Origin of the sequence: Paracoccus sigandri, from assembly GCF_003709565.1 — a bacterium.
Taxonomy (GTDB): Bacteria; Pseudomonadota; Alphaproteobacteria; order Rhodobacterales; family Rhodobacteraceae; genus Paracoccus; species Paracoccus siganidrum.
Genome location: NZ_QNRC01000026.1, coordinates 12,970 through 29,266 on the forward strand (window position 1 = coordinate 12,970; position 16,297 = coordinate 29,266).

Below are 16,297 nucleotides of genomic sequence, written 5' to 3' on the forward strand. Positions count from 1 at the left end.
GGTTCAGGCCGGTTGCTGCAAGGGCCGGGCGTTCTTCGCGTGGCGCGCCAGCATCTGCCGCGCCTTCGGCCCCTCGACGATGGGCAGGCGCGGGCTGCGCGCGGCCTCGTCGCGAAAGATCATCCGGTATTCCCGCGCCAGCGCCGGGGGCAATGCCGCCATCGCCTGCCTGCCGGGATAGAAGCTCTCGCTCCAGCAGCCATTGGCGGACAGGACCTCGTGCCGGTCGAAGACCAGGTGCAGATAGCGCGTCCCGCCCTCGGGCCGGGGCTGGGTGACGCCGGGCAGCACCAGAAGCCGCCGGGCGGCCACCAGCGAGGGGCAGCCCAGCATCCGCTGCGAAATCGCGCTGTCCACCATCACCCGATGCTGGGGCGAGACCGCCAGATCGCGTTGCGGCACGCCCGGCCCCAGCGCGCCGGCGGCGATGACGACCGGCCACAGGTTGGGCCGGTCGCGCAATTCGTCATGCCCCAGCCGCCGGTCGCGAATCGCCCGCAGCGGGCGCGCCTGCCCGTCCAGCGTCAGCACCGGATCGCCCGGCTTCAACTCCTCGACCGGGCGCGGCCCGGCGGGCGTGGCGATCAGCGTGCCCGCCGTGAAGCAGACCACGTCCAGATGGATGCCGCGCAGGTTCTCCAGCGTCATGCCCGGCAGGTGGATCCGCCCGCTGCCCGCCGCTTCCGGCAGGGTGATGACCACCGATCCGTCCGACTCCTCGCGCGAGGCCGCGACCACCTCGTCCAGCGTCGCGAAGGAGGTGCCAAGGTCGATCACGTCGCCCTCGTCGGGGTTGAAATCGGTGATCAGGTCCACGCCGCCATTCACGCCCACGCCCGTGAAGCGGTCCGCCCCCGCCCCGCCGGTCAGCGTGTTCGAGCCCTCGCCCCCGTCCAGCGTATCGTTGCCGGCGCCGCCGAACAGCCGATCGTCGCCGCCGCCGCCCAGCAGCAGGTCGTCATTGACCCCGCCATAGATATCCTCGTGGAAGAACTGCCCCTGCACCGTGGTCAGCGCAGAGCCCGGCGTCTGCGCCGACATCAGCACCATGCGCCCGAAATCATCCGCCACCCGCGCCGCGTCGCCTTCCAGCCCCTCGATCGCCGCCGCCAGATCGGCGTAATGGGGCGAGAACGAGGTCGCGCTGGCGCTGAAGAACGGCTCCTGCCCCGGCAGGCGCAAGCTGCCGGCCCGCGCGATCGAGCCGATCAGATAGGTCTCGGTCGCCCCGTCGCCGTCGACGTCGAATTCCAGGAATGTCGCGCCGCCGCTCATGCCGCCCAGGATCTCGGCGCCGGTGATGTGGAAATAGCCGCCCTGATCCTCGCCGACCCATTGCTCGATATGCGCCCTCGGCGACAGCCAGCCGGTGGATTCGTGCAGGGTGCCGTTCTGCTTGTCCAGCGAAACGCTGGCATTGGGATAGCCGGTGACCGTGACCATCCCGAACAGGTCGTCGGGATCATTGGCGATCAGCAGCGGCGCCGAGGGCCCGGCATAGAATTCGCCCGAACTCAGCCGCGCGCCGACATGCAGGCTCATGTCGAACCCGGCCAGCACGTTGTCGGGCACCCCGTCGAAATTCGTGTCCTCGCGATAGGCGCCCCAGGTCGAGCTGTCGGCGGGCAGGGTATAGTCCAGCTCGGTGGTCAGGTGCCGCTCGGCCTGGCCGATCAGGCTGCTCTGGGGCACCGCGTCGGCGGCACCGCCCGGCGTCGGATTGTGGTTGGCGCTGAAATAGATCCCGCCGCCCAGATGCGCGCCCGAGAATTTCACGTCGACCGAGGCGAGATGGACCAGTTCCTGCGATGCAGGATCGACGATTCTGACAGCCATGTCGTTTCATCCGAGAAGGTGGTTCTGCGGATCGGAACAGCACTGGTTACCTGTCGAATCTGAACGCCAAGGTCCGATTACTCTCCTTGTGATTGTGTCACGGCGTTAACCATATCTCAATAGGTTAATATCGCAGACAAATAGAGCAAATAGTAAGGAAAACCATAGGTTACCCTGGATATCTCAGGCGAAAGATGGCAGGGAAACCGGCAGGCCGGGTCGGGCTTTCAGGCGTCCAGCCGCAGCCAGACCGGCACATGGTCGCTTGGCTTCTCGCCGGCGCGGGCTTCGCGGTCCACCTCGGTCTCGATCATCAGGTCCGCCGCCTGCGGCGACAGCAGCAGATGGTCGATGCGGATGCCGTCGTCGCGGCTCCAGGCGCCGCCCTGATAGTCCCAGAAGGTGAAGGGGCCGCGCGTGGCGTGGGGATCGCGGATGCGGATCGCGTCGGTCCAGCCCTGGTGCAGGATCCGCCGGAAGGCCGCGCGGCTTTCGGGCAAGAACAGCGCGTCCTCCACCCAGTTCGCCGGGTTGGCGGCGTCGCGGGGCTCGGGGATGATGTTGTAGTCGCCCAGCATCACCACCGGCATCTCGCTGGCCAGCAATTCGGCCGCGCGCAGCCGCAGCCGCTCCATCCAGGCCAGCTTGTAGTCGTATTTCGGCCCCGGCGCCGGATTGCCGTTGGGCAGGTAGAGGCCCGCGATCCGCACCGCGCGCTGGCCGATCACCGTGGCCTCGATATAGCGCGCCTGTTCGTCCGCGTCATCGCCCGGCAGGCCGCGGGTCACGTCCTCCAGCGCCAAGCGCGACAGGATGGCGACGCCGTTGAAGCCCTTCTGGCCATGGGTCTCGACCGTCCAGCCCAGGTCCTCGAAATGGGCGCGCGGAAAGCCCTCGTCGACCGACTTGATCTCTTGCAGGACCACGACATCGGCATTGGCGCCCGCCAGCCAGTGGCTCAGCGCCTCGATCCGCGCCTTGACGCCGTTGATGTTGAATGTCGCGATCTTCATTGCCGCCCCCGCCTGCCAGACATGGCGCAGGCATAGGGGATTTCGGCCCGCAAGGCCAGACGGGCCTCAGGTCATGGGCCTCAGATCGAGAAGGACGTCCCGCAGCCGCAGCTGGAGCTGGCATTGGGGTTGTCGATCACGAAACGCGCGCCGATCAGCTCGTCGGAGAAGTCGATCACCGCCCCGGCCAGATAGGGCAGCGAGACCGGGTCCACGACCACGGCCTGGCCGGCGCCTTCCAGCACCAGGTCGTCGGCCTCGGCCCGGTCCAGCCGGATGTCGTATTGGAAACCCGAGCAGCCGCCGCCGGCAACGGCCACCCGCAGGGGGCGCGTATCGCCGCCCTCGTTGATCTCGGCCAGGCGGGCAAAGGCGCGTTCGGTGACTTTCGGAGGCAGGTTCATGGGGCGTTCCCGTTTTCGTCCGTGCGCGGTGAATATAGGTTGCCCGCGCATCCCTCGCAAGGAACGGCCCTCAAAGGAGCTCCATGACCGCGCCCTATGCCTGCCAGCCCGACCACAGCCGCGGCCGCCTGCACGCCGAGCAGCTGTCCACCTTCCGCAGCCCATGGCAGCGCGACCGCGACCGGATCATCCATTCCAGCGCCTTCCGGCGGCTGAAGCACAAGACGCAGGTCTTCGTCGAGCATGACGGCGAGGCCTATCGCGGCGACTATTATCGCACCCGCCTGACCCACACGATCGAGGTAGCCCAGGTCGCCCGCACCATCGCCGGCGCGCTGGACCTGAACACCGACCTGGCCGAGGCGGTGGCGCTGGCCCATGACCTGGGCCACCCGCCCTTCGGCCATACCGGCGAAGACGCGCTGGCCGCGCTGATGGAGCCTTACGGGGGCTTCGACCACAACGCCCAGGCGCTGCGCATCGTCACCCGGCTGGAACGGCATTACGCCGATTTCGACGGGCTGAACCTGACATGGGAGACGCTGGAAGGCATCGCCAAGCATAACGGCCGGGTGCTGGAGCGCGACGCGATGGGCCAGCCGATCCCCGCCCCGCTGCCCTATGCCCTGGCCGAGGTGAACGCGGCATGGGACCTGGAGCTGCACACCAATGCCAGCGCCGAGGCGCAGGTCGCCGCCGTGGCCGACGACGTGGCCTATAACCATCACGACCTGCATGACGGGCTGCGCGCCGAGCTGTTCACCGAGGAGGAACTGGCCGAGCTGCCGGTGATCGGCCCGGCCTTCGCCGAGGTGGACCGGCTGCATCCCGGCCTGGACCGGATGCGGCGCCGCCACGAGGCCTTGCGCCGCGTCTTCGGCGTCATGGTCGAGGACGTGATCGCGGTGGCCCAGAACCGGCTGGCCGGGCTGCAGCCGCAATCCGTCGACGAGATCCGCGACATGGACGGGCCGATCATCCGCTTTTCCAAGCCGCTTTATCAGAACATCAAGGCGATCAAGTCCTTCCTGTTCACGCGCATGTATCGCGCCCCCTCGGTCGTGGTCGAGCGGCGCAGCGCCACCGCCATGCTGAACGATCTGTTCCCGCTGTTCCTGGACGATCCCCGCAAGATGCCCCCCCAGTGGCATTCCATCGCCCTGGCCGCCCCGGACCGGACCCAGCGTGCCCGCGTGGTGCTGGATTACGTGGCGGGGATGACCGACCGCTACGCCATTGCCGAACATCAGCGCCTGTTCGGCGCGCAGCAGGCGCAACCCGGCTGATAAATGGCAATGACCTGAACCGTCGCCGCCCCGGCCGCGTTAGGCTGGAGTCAACGGAACAGGAGGATTGCACCATGATCACCCGCAAGGGCTCGGCGCATTGGGAAGGCGGGCTGAAGGACGGCACCGGGCGGGTCTCGACCCAGTCGGGGGCGCTGTCCGAGCAGCCCTATGGCTTCAACACCCGCTTCGAGGACAAGCCCGGCACCAATCCCGAGGAACTGGTCGGCGCCGCCCATGCCGCCTGTTTCTCGATGGCGCTGTCGATGATGCTGGAACAGGCCGGGATCACCGGGGCGCGGATCGACACGGTCTCGGCCATCTCGCTGGACAAGGAGGGCGAGGGCTTCGCCGTCAAGAAGGCGCATCTGACCACCACGATCAGCGCCGAAGGCGACAAGGCCGAAATCGAGGAACTGGCGCGAAAGGCCAAGGAGGGCTGCCCGATCTCGAAGCTGCTGAATGCGGAAGTCACGATGGACGCCACGGTCTCGTGATGCTGATCCGGATCGGGCACGAGATCACCATCGAGGCTGAGCAGGACACGCCGCTGATCTGCCTGGTGACGCCGCATGTCGCGCGGCATGGCGATTTCACCGGCCCCGAGCTGGTCCAGACCGATCCCCAGGTCCCGGTCCACAGCTATTTCGACCTTTACGGCAATATCTGCCGGCGCATGATCGCGCCGGCGGGCCGCTTCACCCTGCGCGGCGACGTCACCCTGCAGGACAGCGGCCGGAAGGACCCGGCCGACGAAGCCGCCGCCGAATGGCCGGTCGAAGCGCTGCCGGACGATGTCCTGCTGTATCTCAACGGTTCGCGCTATGTCGAAACCGACCTGCTGAGCCAGGAGGCCTGGGACCGTTTCGGCAATCTCGATCCGGGCTGGAACCGGGTCGGCCAGGTCGTGGACTATGTCCACCAGCGGCTGCGCTTCGACTATCAGCAGGCCTGCGCCACCCGCACGGCCGCGGATGCCAATCGCGAATGCGTCGGCGTCTGCCGCGACTTCGCGCATCTGGCGCTGGGGTTCCTGCGCGCGCTGAACATCCCGGCGCGCTATGTGAACGGCTATGTGGGCGATATCGGCGTGCCGCCCGTCCCCGACCCGATGGATTTCGCCGCCTGGATCGAGGTGTTCCTGGGCGGCAGGTGGTGGACCTTCGATCCGCGCAACAACCAGCGCCGCATCGGCCGCGTCGTCGTTGCGCGCGGGCGCGACGCCACCGACGTGCCGCTGCTGAACAGCTTCGGCCAGCACCGGCTGGAGGAATTCACCGTCTGGTGCCACCCGGTGGACGAGGCGGGCAACCAGCTGGACGGAATGCGCCTTGCCTGATCCCCGCCGGGCGCCCGTCGCGGATCCGCATCTTTCAGACCATCATTTCCTTGGTCGCCGTCAGCTTCAGCTCGGGATGGTCGCGCTCGATCCGGTCGATGTCCCATTGCAGCCGGGTCAGATAGACCAGATCGCCGTCATGGTCATGCGCCAGGTGGCCCTTGTTGGCATTGGCGAAGGCGTCCAGCTTCTCCTTCGGTCCCGTCACCCAGCGCGCGCTGGTGAATTGCGAGGATTCGAACCGCACCGGGATGCCGTATTCCAGCTCGATCCGGCTGGCCAGCACCTCGAATTGCAGCGCGCCCACGACGCCGACGATGAAGCCCGAGCCGATGGCGGGCTTGAAGATCTTGGCCGCGCCTTCCTCGGCGAATTGCATCAGCGCCTTTTCCAGGTGCTTGGCCTTCATCGGGTCATTCGCGCGCACCGCCTGCAACAGTTCCGGCGCGAAGCTGGGAATGCCGGTGAAGCGCAGCGCCTCGCCCTCGGTCAGCGCGTCGCCGATGCGCAGCTGGCCGTGGTTCGGAATGCCGATGATGTCGCCCGCCCAGGCCTCTTCGGCCAGCTCGCGGTCGGCGGCCAGGAACAGCACCGGGTTCGTCACCGCCATCGGCTTCCTGCTGCGCACATGGGTCAGCTTCATGCCGCGTTCGAAATGGCCGCTTGCCAGGCGCACGAAGGCCACCCGGTCGCGATGCTTGGGGTCCATGTTCGCCTGCACCTTGAAGACGAAGCCGGTCACGGGCGTCTCCTCGGGCGCGATCTGGCGGGTGGCGCTGTTCTGGGGCTGCGGGGCGGGGCCGTAGGTGCTGATCCCCTTCATCAACTCCCGCACGCCGAAGCTGTTGATCGCGCTGCCGAACCAGATCGGGGTCATGTGCCCTTCCAGGAAGGACCGGCGGTCGAATGCCGGCAGCAGCTCGCGCGCCATCTCGACCTCTTCGCGCAGCTTGGCCAGCAGGTCGGCGGGCACATGCTCGGCCAGCTTCGGATCGTCGAGGCCAGAGATGCTGACCGATTCCGCCACCCGGTTGCGGTCGGCGCGGTCCATCAGCTCCAGCCGGTCGTTCAGCATGTCATAGCAGCCGATGAAGTCGCGGCCCACGCCGATCGGCCAGCTGGCCGGGGCGACGTCGATGGCCAGGTTCTCCTGGATCTCGTCGATGATCTCGAAGGTGTCGCGGCTTTCGCGGTCCATCTTGTTGCAGAAGGTCAGGATCGGCAGGTCGCGCAGCCGGCAGACCTCGAACAGCTTGCGGGTCTGGCTTTCCACGCCCTTGGCGCCGTCGATGACCATGATCGCCGCGTCCACCGCCGTCAGCGTGCGATAGGTATCCTCGGAAAAATCGCTGTGGCCGGGCGTGTCGACCAGATTGAAGCGGTGGCCGTCGAAATCGAACGACATCGCCGAGGCCGAGACCGAGATACCGCGATCCTGCTCCATCTTCATGAAGTCCGAGCGCGTGCGCCGCGCCTCGCCCTTGGCGCGCACCTGGCCGGCCATCTGGATGGCGCCGCCGTAAAGCAGGAACTTCTCGGTCAGCGTCGTCTTGCCCGCATCGGGATGCGAGATGATCGCGAAGGTCCGGCGGCGGGCGATTTCGGGCGGAAGATCGGGGCGGTTTGTCATGGCGCGCGATGTAGCGCGCCCTGCGCCCGCGCGCAATCGCCCGCACCGCCGAATCGCCGCCCCATGGGTCCGCGGCCCCGTCCCGTATGGCGTTGGCAGGCAGAAATCGCTAAAGATTGACATGAATTTGTTAAAAACAGCATTATCGGGTGTATCCAAAAAGGCTACATTTCAGAGAGTTTAGGCATTAAGATGAAGACCAGCCCTTTGCAGCGCTGTGCTTCGATTTGCATGAAGTGAAAATGACCATGGCCCTTGACGCGACATATGATCATCTTTTGCGCCTGCTTGCCAATCGTGGCCTGGCCTGGCTGAGGGACCAGATCCAGTCCCTGCCCGCCCGACTTTCCCCCGCCGATCCCGCCCTTCCGCCGCTGGCGATGGCCGCGCGGCTGGCGCCGGTCCTGTCGGGGCTGCGCGGCACGCCCTCGCCGCTGGAAGATATCGTCGGGCAGCGCCTGGACGCCGCGCTGGCCCGTCGCGTGGCCGGACTGGCCTGGCGCGACGAAACCGATGCCGAGCGGCTGGCGCCCTTGCTTGCCGGCTGCCGGGCCGCGGCGGGCGGAGAACCGCTGTGGCAACTGGCCCGCCAGCAGCTGGCCGCCCATCCCCCGCGCGACCTGGCCGAACGGCTGGAACTGGCGGATCCCCCCGATCCGGCCCTGATCGCCGAGATCGAGGAACTGCTTTCCCGGCCGCTTCCCAATTCGGACCTGACCGATTCCCAAATCGATCTCTTTTATCGCACATTAACCCGCCTGTATTGTTTCGGCGCCCGCAGGCCGCGATTTATTTCGGCAAGGATATTCGGAAAGGCTTTTGAAAATTGTCTGCACATTTCCGAATGGGCAAGGACGAACAAGAGCCTGACCGCCATCGCCCAGATGGTCACCTGTCTGCGGCTGATCGATCCCGACCATGACGTTTCCGAATTGCTGGCCGAGGTGATTCCCTGCCAGCGCCCCGACGGCTCTTTCCCGGCGCGCTGCGGCTGGTCGGACCGCCCGCAGGATTTCGAGACGGGCGCGGCGCCGACCCTGGCGGTGGTCGCGGCGCTGCACCTGGTCACCTGGCGCCGCTGGCACAGCGCCCTTCCCGCCCCGGCCTCCACGCAGCCCCTGCACGCCTGCCGCGACCAGATCGCCGCGCGGGTCGTGGAGCGCCGGGCCGAGGCGGAGGCTTTCCCCCGGTCCGACCGGCTGATCGCCGCCGCCTCGATCAGCCGCGCGACCGGGCGCAACGGCTTTGCCCTGCTGGGCCTGCAGGGCCATGCGCCGGGCCGGGCCGACATGCGGCTTCTGGCGCTGCGGCTGTCGGGCTTCCCCGAGGCCATCCGCCATGCCCGCCGCACGCTGTCGCTTGGCGCGCCCCTGCAGGACCTGCTGTCCCTGGCTCCGCGCCCCGAGGATTGCCCGCGCCTGCCCGCCGCCCTGCGCTGGCTGCAGCAACCCCAGGTCCCGCAGGCCGGCGATCTGCCCGGCGATCTGTTGCGGCAATGGGACCGGGCCGCGGCCGGGCGCGACGAAACCGGGTTCCTGCGGCATTGCGAACTGGCCCTGCAGCACCGCCCGGCCCGGCCGACCGCCCGGATCAGGGCCATGGCCAGCTATCTGGCGCAGCGCGAGTTGCGCGCCTTCCTGGCCCGCCCCCGCGCGCCGCTGCCCGAATTGCTGCACCGGCTGGACCGGCTGAGCCTGCTGGCCCCGCTGTTCGAACCCGAGGCGCGGCTGGCCGCCGCCGCCTGAGCCGCCGCCTGAACCCGGCGCGACCTCAGAACAGCCCTTCGACCTGCCCCAGATCGTTCAGCCCGATACTCTCGGCCGCCGGGTGGCGCGGCAGGCCGGGCATGGTCATGATCTGCCCGCAGATCGCCACCACGAACCCCGCGCCGGCCGCCAGCCGCACCTCGCGCACCGGGACGACATGGCCCTCGGGCGCGCCGCGCAGGTTCGGATCGGTCGAGAAGGAATATTGCGTCTTGGCGATGCAGACCGGCAGGGCGCCGTGGCCCGCCGCCTCCCAGGCCGCCAGCTGCTCGCGAATGCCGGGCGCGGGCTCGACATGGGCGGCGTGATAGATGCGGCGGCTGATCGTCTCGATCTTGCCAAACAGCGGCATATCGTCGGGATAGAGCGGCTGGAAATCGGCCCGCCCGCCCTCGGCCAGCGCCACCACCTCCTGCGCCAGCTCCTCGGCCCCCGCGCCGCCCTCGGCCCAATGCCGCGCCAGCACCGCGCGCACGCCGCGTTCGCCGCAATAGTCGGTCAGCGCCGCGATCTCGGCCTCGCTGTCGCTGGCGAAATGGTTGATGGCCACGACCACCGGCAGCCCGTATTGGCGCATGTTCGCGATATGGCGGCCCAGATTGGCGCAGCCGCGGCGCAGCGCATCGACATCCTCTTGCCCCAGGTCGGCGCGGGCGGTGCCGCCGTTCATCTTCAGCGCCCGCACCGTCGCCACCAGCACCACGGCCGAGGGCGTCAGCCCGGCGATCCGGCACTTGATGTCCAGGAATTTCTCGGCCCCCAGGTCCGCGCCGAAACCGGCCTCGGTCACGACGTAATCGGACAGGCGCAGGGCGGCGCGGGTGGCGATGGCGCTGTTGCAGCCATGGGCGATATTGGCGAAGGGCCCGCCATGGACCAGCGCCGGATTGTTTTCCAGCGTCTGCACCAGGTTCGGCTGCAGCGCGTCCCGAAGCAGCACCGTCATCGCGCCATCCGCCTTCAGGTCGCGCGCGGTCACCGGCTGGCCGTCGCGCGCATAGGCGACGACGATCCGGCCCAGCCGTTCCTGCAGATCGGCCAGGTCGCGGGCCAGGCACAGGATCGCCATCACCTCGGAGGCGACGGTGATGTCGAAGCCGCTTTGCCGGACAAAGCCGTTGGCCGCGCCGCCCAGGCCCAGCACCACCTCGCGCAGCGCCCGGTCGTTCATGTCCACCACCCGCCGCCAGGCGATCCGGCGCATGTCGATGTCCAGCGCATTACCCCAGTGGATATGGTTGTCGATCAGCGCCGCCAGCAGGTTGTGGGCCGAGGTGACCGCGTGGAAATCACCGGTGAAATGCAGGTTCATGTCTTCCATCGGCACGATCTGGGCCATGCCGCCGCCGGCCGCCCCGCCCTTCATGCCGAAATTCGGCCCCAGGCTGGCCTCGCGGATGCAGATCGTGGCGCGCTTGCCGATCCGGTTCAGCGCGTCGCCAAGCCCGACCGTGGTGGTGGTCTTGCCCTCGCCGGCCGGGGTCGGGTTGATCGCCGTGACCAGCACCAGCCTGCCGTCGGGCCGGCCCTCCAGCGCGGCCAGCGCGTCATGCGAGATCTTCGCCTTGTCGTGGCCATAGGGCAGGATCTCGGCCGGCGTCAGCCCCAGCTTCGCCGCGATTTCGGCAATGGGTTGCTTTTCCGCCTCGCGTGCGATCTGGATATCCGACTTCATGGCTGCCCCCCTCTGGCTTGTCCCTTCTCCGGTCTAGCCGATCCGGCCGGCCGATGCCACGCCGCTGGCATCTTGGCCATCGGCCAGCACTTCGGCCACGCCTTGGCGCAGGTCGGGCAGCAGCTCGGTCTCGAACCAGGGGTTGCGGCGCAGCCAGCCGGTATTGCGCCACGAGGGATGCGGCAGCGGAAAGACCCGCGGGGCGTGTTCGCGCCAGGCGGCGACGCTGGCGGTTACGTCGCGGCCGCCCAGATGCCAGCGGATCGCATGGCCGCCCACCAGCAGCACCATGCGCGGGCGCAGCAGCGCCATGATCTGGTCGCGCCATGTCTGCGCGCAGATCGGCGGCGGCGGCAGGTCGGCGCCCTTGGCGTCATAGCCCGGAAAGCAGAAGGCCATCGGCACGATGGCGATGCGGTCGCGGTCGTAGAAAGTGGCCTCGTCGACGCCCATCCATTCGCGCAGCCGCTGGCCCGAGCGGTCGGTGAACGGCCGGCCGCTGTGATGGACGCGCAATCCGGGGGCCTGCCCGGCCACCAGGATCCGCGCGCCCGGCCTGAACCAGACCACCGGACGCGGGGAATGCGCGGTGGCGGTCGCGGCGAAACGCTCGGCGCAGAGGCGGCAGGCGGAAATCCGGGCTTCAAGCTGGGACATGTCTCTGATTTAGTGCAAATGCCGCGCGAAAAAATCCCCCCTCGTCAAGGTTTGCTTGGTCAATCGGGACGAAACTGGACAGAATGCCGGCAGCGACCTATGTTCCGCCGGGGCAGGTCGGGGCAACCGGCATGGCGTGCCGGTCAGTATGTTACGGGTGAAGGCGATCAGCCATGCTGGAATTCGACAATGTCTCGAAGTCCTTCTGGACCGGGACGCGGCACAAGGTGATCCTGGAGCGTGCCTCCTTCCGGGTCGAACTGGGCCGCTCGCTTGGCATCCTGGCCCCGAACGGCACCGGCAAGACCACGCTGATCAACATGATGTGCGGGCTGGAGAAACCCGATGAGGGCAATATCCGCAGCACCTGCCGGGTGTCCTTTCCGCTGGGGTTCATGGGCGGGCTGGTCAGCCGCCATTCCGCCAATGAAAACGCCCGCTACATCGCCCGGATCTATGGCCTCGACCCCGATTATGTCGAGGCGTTCTGCCGCTGGCTGACCGATATCGGCGAATATTTCGACATGCCGGTCGGCACCTATTCCGCCGGGATGCGGCAGCGTTTTTCCTTTGCGCTGCTTCTGGCGCTCGAATTCGACATCTACCTGATCGACGAGGGGATGCCGCAGACCACCGATGTCGAGTTCAACCGCAAGGCCGGTTCGGTCCTGTTCGAGCGGCTGCGCAATGCGACGGTGATCGTGGTCTCGCACCAGGCCTCGACGATCGAGAAATTCTGCCGCACGGCCGCGATCATGCGCGACGGCAAGCTTTACATGTTCGAATCCCTTGATGAGGCCAAGCAATATTATGACTACACCGCCTAAGGCGCGCCGCTTCCACGCCTCGCCCGACGAATCCGTCCGCCCGGCCCCGGCCAGCGCGCCGCAAGGCACCGCCGCCCCGCAGATCCGGGTCGAGATTCGCAAGAAGGCGGACCTGCCCCCCCGCTTCGGCGAAGGCCCCGTGACCGGTCCGAAACCGGCATCCGAAACCCCGCCGCAGGCGCCCGACAGCGACGAAGCCCTGCGCGAACGGATGATGCGCACCGATCCGACCGATGACGGCTTCGGCGACGTGCGTTTCCCGACCGCGGGACCCGAGCAGCCGAAGCAGCAACCCACCCCCGCGGCGCCCGCCGCCGATTCCGGGCTGGAGGCGCAGCTGGCGGCGATCCGGGCCGAAAAGCTGACCGACAGGCAATTGCGCATCGCCCGCCGCATCGCCGCCCTGCACCAGATCCCGGTCGATTCCGACGAAGAGGCCGTGCTGCGCCTGCGCGAACGCGGCATCGACCCCTCGCAGCGCGCCGCGCTTGGCCAGATCCTGTCCAGCGAGGGCAGCCGGGCGCAATCGGCGCCCTCGGCCAATGCGCCCGCCGTCGTGCCGCGCCCGCCCCTGCCCACCGCGCGCGGCACCGAGGTCGGCCCCGCCCTGCCCTCGCGCGAGCAGCTGACCGAGGACAAGCGCGCCGCCGAGATCTATCGCATCCAGCGCGACATCGCCCGCCGCCGCCGCCGCCGCCTGACGATGCTGGCCGCGCGGTTGCTGCTGTTCGTCATCCTGCCGACCGCGCTGGCGGCCTGGTATTACTTCCGGGTGGCGACGCCGCTCTACGCCACCCATTCGCAATTCCAGATCCAGATGGCCGAAGGCGGCGGAAGCTCCAGCCTCGGCGGGCTGTTCAGCGCCTCGCAGCTGGCCACGAACCCCGATTCCGTCGCCGTGCAAAGCTATCTGACCTCGCGCGATGCGATGCTGCGGCTGGATGCGGACAAGGGCTTCAAGCGCGCCTTCCAGGACCCGGCGCTGGACCCGATCAAGCGCCTGGCCCCGGACGCCACCAACGAGGCCGCCTACGAGGTCTATCTGAAATCGGTCAAGATCAGCTACGACCCGACCGAAGGCATGATCAACATGGAGGTGATCGCCCCCGATCCCCAGCTCAGCCAGGAATTCTCGCTGGCGCTGATCAACTATGCCGAGGGGCAGGTGGACCAGATGACCGCGCGGCTGCGCGACGACCAGATGCGCGGCGCGATCGAGGTCTATCAGGATGCCGAGGACAAGGTGCTGGCCGCGCAGCGCCGGGTGCAGGAACTGCAGCAGAGGCTGGGCGTCCTGGACCCGGTGGCCGAAGGCACGGTGGTGATGAACCAGATCGCCGAGCTTGAGATGCAGCTGACCACCAAGCAGCTGGAACTGGGCCAGGTCCTGTCCAATCCCAGCCCGCTGCAAAGCCGCGTCGCGGCGCTGCGCGGCGACATCTCGCGGCTGGAGGAGATGATCGCCCGGACCCGCCTGCAGCTGACCGAGGGCAACGAGACCCGCAGCTCGCTGGCCTCGATCTCGGGCGAGTTGCGCATCGCCGAGAGCGACCTGGCGACGCGGCAGGAATTGCTGGCCGGGGCGGCGGCGCAGATGGAGACCGCGCGGATCGAGGCCAACAAGCAGGTCCGCTACCTGTCGCTGTCGGTGGCCCCGGTGCCCCCGGACGAGGCGACCTATCCCAAGGCCTTCCAGAATACGCTGGTGGCCTTCATGATCTTTTCGGGTATCTATCTGATGCTGTCGCTGACAGCCTCGATCTTGCGCGAACAGGTGTCCACATGACCAGCCCCCGACATGTTTCCATCGGCCCGCTTTCCTGCGGCAACGACCTGCCGCTGACGGTGATCGCCGGCCCCTGCCAGCTGGAATCGCTGGATCACGCCCTGATGATCGGCGAGAAGATGGCCCAGGCCTGCCGGGCGGCGGGCGCGGGGTATGTCTTCAAGGCCAGCTACGACAAGGCCAACCGCACCTCGCTGAAGGGCCGGCGCGGCGTCGGCATCGACGAGGGGCTGGAGATCCTGGCCGCCCTGCGCGACCGCCTGGGCTGCCCGGTGCTGACCGACATCCACGATGCCGAACAGGCCCGCCGCGCCGCCGGGGTCGTGGACGTGATCCAGATCCCCGCCTTCCTGTGCCGCCAGACCGACCTGCTGCTGGCGGCCGGCCGCACCGGCGCGGTCGTGAACGTGAAGAAGGGACAGTTCCTGGCCCCCTGGGACATGGCCAATGTCGCCGACAAGGTCGCCTCGACCGGCAACGAGAACATCCTGCTGACCGAACGCGGGGTCAGCTTCGGCTACAACACGCTGGTGGCCGACATGCGCGCGCTGCCGATCATGGCCCGGACCGGCTGGCCGGTGATCATGGACGCCACCCATTCGGTGCAGCAGCCGGGCGGCCAGGGCGGTTCCTCGGGCGGGCAGCGCGAATTCGCGCCGGTGATGGCGCGCGCGGCGGTGTCGCTGGGGGTCGCGGGCGTCTTCATCGAGACGCATGAGGATCCCGACAACGCACCCTCGGACGGGCCGAACATGATCCCGCTGGACCAGATGCCGGCGCTGATCGCCTCGCTGATGCGCTTCGACGCGCTGGCCAAGGCCGAGCCGCTGCAGGTCTAGGCCGCCCTGGCCGCCGCATCGGCCGAGGCCCAGGCCCACTGGAAGTTGTAGCCGCCCAGCCAGCCGGTCACATCGACGCATTCGCCGATGAAATGCAGCCCCGGCACCGTGCGGGCCTGCATGGTCTTCGCGTCCAGGTCGCGCGTGTCGACGCCCCCCAGCGTCACCTCGGCGGTCCGGTAGCCCTCGGTGCCGACCGGCCGCAGGCGCCAGGCGTTGATCCGCGCGCCCAGGCGATCCAGGACGCGGTTCGGCTGATCGGCCAGCCGCGCATTCGCCAGCCCCTGCTCGGCCGCGATGGCCAGGGCCAGGCGCTCGGGCAGCAGGCGCGACAGCGCGGTCGCAACCGCCACCCGCCCCGCCTGGGCCCGCGCCGATTTCAGCTCGGCCGCGACATCGCGGCCGGGCGACAGGTCGATGGCCAGCTCCTCTCCCGGCCGCCAGAAGCTGGAGATCTGCAGGATCACCGGCCCGCTGAGCCCGCGATGGGTGAACAGCAGCGCGTCGCGGAAATCGCCGCCGCCATGCACGATCCGCGCCTCGACCGAGACCCCGGCCAGGGGCCGGCACAGCGCCAGGTCCTGTTCGGCGAAGGTCAGCGGCACCAGCCCCGCCCGCTGCTCGACCAGCCGCAGCCCGAAGCTGCGCGCGATCTCGTATCCGATGCCGGTCGCGCCCATCTTCGGGATCGACTTGCCCCCCGTCGCGACCACCACCCGGCCCGCCGAGATCGCGCCCGCCTCGGTCTGGACGACGAATCGCTCGCCGCCCTGGGCGACGCCCTGCACCGCCGTTCCCAGCCGCAATTCCGCGCCCCGCATCCGGTGCAGCAGCAGGTCGGTGATCTGCGTCGACTTCCCGTCGCAGAAAAGCTGGCCCTGCGTCTTCTCGTGCCAGGCGATGCCGGCCCGGTCGACCATCTCCACGAAGGCCTCGGGCCGGAACCGCGCCAGCGCCGAGGCCGCGAAGCGCGGGCTGTGCGACAGGAAGCGATCCGGCGCCGTCGCCAGGTTGGTGAAATTGCAGCGCCCCCCGCCCGAGATGCGGATCTTCTCGCCCGGTTTCGCCGCGTGATCCAGGACCAGGATCCGCCGCCCCGGCCGGACGGCCGAGCCCGCGCAGAACAACCCCGCCGCCCCGGCGCCCAGAATGATCAGATCGACATGTTCCATCCGCGCGACATATCGGCAGGCCGTTGTCGCGGCAAGTTTTCGTCATTTTGGCCCTTGCACCGCCGGA

Annotated in this window: 14 protein-coding genes; 7 read left to right on the forward strand and 7 right to left on the reverse strand. The window is 68.4% G+C overall.

Annotation, left to right across the window (positions count from 1 at the left end; all coding sequences use genetic code 11):
• Nucleotides 1-3: 3 nt before the first annotated feature.
• The 3 genes from C9E82_RS18420 to C9E82_RS18430 all read right to left on the reverse strand — a co-directional run bounded on the left by C9E82_RS18420 (nt 4) and on the right by C9E82_RS18430 (nt 3,253).
• Nucleotides 4-1,836, reverse strand: coding sequence for a Hint domain-containing protein (locus C9E82_RS18420; protein ID WP_122449352.1), 1,833 nt, complete (start codon nt 1,834-1,836; stop codon nt 4-6).
• Nucleotides 1,837-2,063: 227 nt separating this feature from the next.
• Nucleotides 2,064-2,849 carry an exodeoxyribonuclease III gene (gene xth / locus C9E82_RS18425; RefSeq protein WP_119897990.1) on the reverse strand — a complete coding sequence of 262 codons (786 nt, stop codon included), beginning with the start codon at nt 2,847-2,849 and terminating at the stop codon, nt 2,064-2,066.
• Nucleotides 2,850-2,929: 80 nt separating this feature from the next.
• The gene (locus C9E82_RS18430) at nt 2,930-3,253 is read right to left on the reverse strand and encodes a HesB/IscA family protein (RefSeq protein ID WP_119897989.1); all 324 of its coding nucleotides are present in this window, start codon (nt 3,251-3,253) and stop codon (nt 2,930-2,932) included.
• Nucleotides 3,254-3,336: 83 nt separating this feature from the next.
• On the opposite strand from C9E82_RS18430, the gene C9E82_RS18435 reads away from it, so the two are divergent.
• From C9E82_RS18435 to C9E82_RS18445, 3 genes are all read left to right on the forward strand, one after another.
• Nucleotides 3,337-4,539: a deoxyguanosinetriphosphate triphosphohydrolase gene (locus C9E82_RS18435; protein WP_119897988.1), complete on the forward strand. Its 1,203-nt coding sequence runs from the start codon at nt 3,337-3,339 to the stop codon at nt 4,537-4,539.
• 74 nt (nt 4,540-4,613) lie between these two features.
• On the forward strand, nt 4,614-5,036 hold the full coding sequence (locus tag C9E82_RS18440; RefSeq protein ID WP_170162062.1) for an OsmC family protein: 423 nt from the start codon (nt 4,614-4,616) through the stop codon (nt 5,034-5,036).
• Nucleotides 5,036-5,878 carry a transglutaminase-like domain-containing protein gene (locus C9E82_RS18445; RefSeq protein WP_119897987.1) on the forward strand — a complete coding sequence of 281 codons (843 nt, stop codon included), beginning with the start codon at nt 5,036-5,038 and terminating at the stop codon, nt 5,876-5,878. Before C9E82_RS18440 ends, C9E82_RS18445 begins: the two co-directional genes overlap by 1 nt.
• Before the next feature lie 34 nt (nt 5,879-5,912).
• Here C9E82_RS18445 and C9E82_RS18450 read toward each other — a convergent pair whose 3' ends face one another.
• Entirely contained in the window at nt 5,913-7,508 is a 1,596-nt protein-coding gene (locus tag C9E82_RS18450) for a peptide chain release factor 3 (RefSeq protein ID WP_119897986.1), read from the reverse strand.
• Nucleotides 7,509-7,750: 242 nt separating this feature from the next.
• Here C9E82_RS18450 and C9E82_RS18455 point away from each other — a divergent pair, with 242 nt between their 5' ends.
• On the forward strand, nt 7,751-9,253 hold the full coding sequence (locus tag C9E82_RS18455; protein WP_119897985.1) for a hypothetical protein: 1,503 nt from the start codon (nt 7,751-7,753) through the stop codon (nt 9,251-9,253).
• Nucleotides 9,254-9,278: 25 nt separating this feature from the next.
• On the opposite strand, the gene C9E82_RS18460 is transcribed toward C9E82_RS18455, so the two are convergent.
• Both C9E82_RS18460 and C9E82_RS18465 read right to left on the reverse strand, forming a co-directional pair.
• Complete coding sequence (locus tag C9E82_RS18460; RefSeq protein WP_119897984.1) at nt 9,279-10,949, reverse strand: formate--tetrahydrofolate ligase; 1,671 nt, start codon at nt 10,947-10,949, stop codon at nt 9,279-9,281.
• Between the two features lie 33 nt (nt 10,950-10,982).
• Entirely contained in the window at nt 10,983-11,606 is a 624-nt protein-coding gene (locus C9E82_RS18465; protein ID WP_119897983.1) for a uracil-DNA glycosylase family protein, read from the reverse strand.
• A gap of 173 nt (nt 11,607-11,779) precedes the next feature.
• Here C9E82_RS18465 and C9E82_RS18470 point away from each other — a divergent pair, with 173 nt between their 5' ends.
• From C9E82_RS18470 to kdsA, 3 genes are read left to right on the forward strand one after another with little or no spacing between them, the layout of a single operon-like run.
• The gene (locus C9E82_RS18470) at nt 11,780-12,433 is read left to right on the forward strand and encodes an ABC transporter ATP-binding protein (RefSeq protein ID WP_119897982.1); all 654 of its coding nucleotides are present in this window, start codon (nt 11,780-11,782) and stop codon (nt 12,431-12,433) included.
• A complete protein-coding gene (locus C9E82_RS18475) occupies nt 12,417-14,219 on the forward strand; it encodes a capsule biosynthesis protein (protein WP_119897981.1) in 1,803 nt (600 codons plus the stop codon). Before C9E82_RS18470 ends, C9E82_RS18475 begins: the two co-directional genes overlap by 17 nt.
• A complete protein-coding gene (gene kdsA / locus C9E82_RS18480) occupies nt 14,216-15,058 on the forward strand; it encodes a 3-deoxy-8-phosphooctulonate synthase (protein ID WP_119897980.1) in 843 nt (280 codons plus the stop codon). The genes C9E82_RS18475 and kdsA overlap by 4 nt, the downstream gene beginning before the upstream one ends.
• On the opposite strand, the gene C9E82_RS18485 is transcribed toward kdsA, so the two are convergent.
• On the reverse strand, nt 15,055-16,230 hold the full coding sequence (locus C9E82_RS18485; protein WP_119897979.1) for a BaiN/RdsA family NAD(P)/FAD-dependent oxidoreductase: 1,176 nt from the start codon (nt 16,228-16,230) through the stop codon (nt 15,055-15,057). The genes kdsA and C9E82_RS18485 overlap by 4 nt on opposite strands.
• Nucleotides 16,231-16,297 lie beyond the last annotated feature (67 nt).